This is a genomic window from Mesorhizobium sp. M4A.F.Ca.ET.090.04.2.1 (genome assembly GCF_003999085.1).
Lineage (GTDB): Bacteria > Pseudomonadota > Alphaproteobacteria > Rhizobiales > Rhizobiaceae > Mesorhizobium.
This window is the reverse complement of record NZ_RZOT01000746.1, coordinates 1-2,057: the sequence shown is the minus strand read 5'-3', so window position 1 is coordinate 2,057 and position 2,057 is coordinate 1. Positions and strand designations below refer to the sequence as shown.

The 2,057-nt window shown below is 64.9% G+C and carries 2 protein-coding genes; both read left to right on the top strand.

The window, feature by feature from the left end; translation table 11 throughout:
• The first annotated feature begins 223 nt into the window (after window positions 1-223).
• The gene (locus tag EN781_RS31290) at window positions 224-1,498 is read left to right on the top strand and encodes an efflux RND transporter periplasmic adaptor subunit (RefSeq protein ID WP_127400667.1); all 1,275 of its coding nucleotides are present in this window, start codon (window positions 224-226) and stop codon (window positions 1,496-1,498) included.
• Window positions 1,495-2,057: efflux RND transporter permease subunit (locus EN781_RS31285; protein ID WP_145965739.1), on the top strand; the 563-nt coding region annotated here is incomplete at its 3' end. The genes EN781_RS31290 and EN781_RS31285, both read left to right, overlap by 4 nt.

The following is a 2,057-nucleotide window of genomic DNA, read 5'->3' as shown; positions in this document are numbered from 1 at the left end:
GCCTGACCTGAATCTCAACAGATCTTAGGTCGCGATCCCGGCCCTTCGGTCGGGTTGCCTCCTTATTGTGCACTGCACATTAAATCTTCGTAATGCCGTGTTTTGGCCCTTTTCCGCCAAAGCCTTGTCCTATCTATTTCGGCGAAATTCGCTGCAAGGCGCCGCGGATCGAGCAGAAATAGACCACCGGATTCGGCGTGTCGCGTGAGAGGGCTTGTTGTCGATGCGCGGAAAAATCGTCTTTGCGGTGATTGCGCTGGCCTGCGTTGCCGGGGCCGGTCTCTACCTTTCGCCGACGGCGCTGGGCAAAGTCCAGCAACTGATTTCGGGCCAGAAGGCCGCCAGCAATGGCACGGACAAGACGGCCAAGGCACCGGACAATGCAAAGGGCGGCGGCGGTAGCACGCATTCGGCCTCGATCGTTTCCGCGGCCGCCACCACCGCCGATTTCCCCATCCGCCGCTATGCCATCGGCTTCGTATCCTCGCCAGCGGTGGTCGCCATCAATGCCCGCGTCTCCAGCCAGATCGTTTCGATCGCGGTCAAGGACGGGCAGATGGTCAAGGCCGGCGATCTTCTCTTCTCATTGGATGACCGGGCGCTGAAGGCGCAACTGGCGAAAGACCAGGCGACGCTGGTTAAGGACCAGGCGATGCTGGTCAGCGCCCAGGCCGACCTGCAGCGCGCCAAGGACCTCGTCGCCAAGCAGGCCGGCACCCAGCAGACCTACGATCAGGCGCTGGCAGCGCAGAAGGCGGCCGCCGCGACCATCGACGCGGACAAGGCGACGATCGATTCCGATACGGTTCAGTTGAGCTATGCGACGATTTCGGCGCCGATCGCGGGCAAGCTCGGCGCCGTCAATGTCTCGGTCGGCGATCTCGTCACCACCAGCAACGGCAGCAGCAGCGCGGCGCCGCTCGTCACCATCACGCAGATGGACCCGCTACAGGTGAACTTCACCCTGCCCGAGAGCAACCTCGCCTTGCTGCACAAGGCGCTGGCCGACCCGCAGCAAGGAGACGTGACGCTAACCAAGGACGGCGATCCGACGCCGATCGGCAAGGGCACGCTCGACTTCGTCGATTCCAGCGTCGACACCGCCTCCGGCACCATCGCCGCTCGGGCGAGCATACCGAACCCGGATCTCTCGCTATGGCCCGGCCAGTATGTGAACGTCGTGCTCGACGCCGGCACGATGCCGCAAATGACCTCGGTCCCGACGGTCGCGGTGCAGCCCAGCCAGAAGGGGCCGTTCGTCTACGTCGTCAAGCCGGACAATACGGTGGAGATGCGCCCCGTCCAGGTGGCGCTGACCGAGGGCGACAACAGCGCCATCAGCCAGGGCCTCAAGGGTGGCGAGAAGGTGGTCGTCGAGGGCCAGACCAGGTTGAAGGACGGCGCGGCCGTGCATGAGGGCAAGGCGGCGACCAATGGCGGCGCCCAGCGCGCAGCCAAGGTGGCGCAAGCCGGCAAGGCGGGCGAGGCCAGCCAATGATCTCCGAATTCTGCATTCGCAGGCCCGTCGCCACCCTTCTGATGTCGTTCGCCCTCGTGCTGGGCGGACTGTTCGCCTACAAGTTCCTGCCGGTCGCGGCGCTGCCCAGCGCCGAGTTTCCGGTGGTCAACGTCTCCGCCCAACTGGCCGGCGCCTCGCCGGAGACCATGGCGACCTCCGTCGCGACGCCGCTGATCAAGCAGTTCGCCACGATCGCCGGCATCGATTCCATCTCGACCACCAATTCGCTCGGCCAGACCTCGATCGCCATCCAGTTCGTGCTCAACCGCGACATCGACGCAGCGGCGGCGGACGTGCAGGCGGCGATCGCGCGCACGCAAAGGTCGCTGCCGCCCGAGATGACGGCGCCGCCGAGCTATCGCAAGGTCAATCCGGCCGACGCGCCGATCCTGTTGATGTCGCTGGTCAGCGACACGGTCCCGCTGACCGATCTCGATGCCTTCGCCGAGAACGTCATCTCGCCCTCGCTTTCGACCATCGACGGCGTGGCGCAGGTTTCGATCTACGGCCAGCAGAAATACGCCGTGCGCATCCAGAT

Coding starts and splice junctions, on each gene's coding strand:
- EN781_RS31290 (WP_127400667.1), top strand. CDS start 224: ATGCGCGGAAAAATCGTCTTTGCGGTGATTGCGCTGGCCTGCGTTGCC.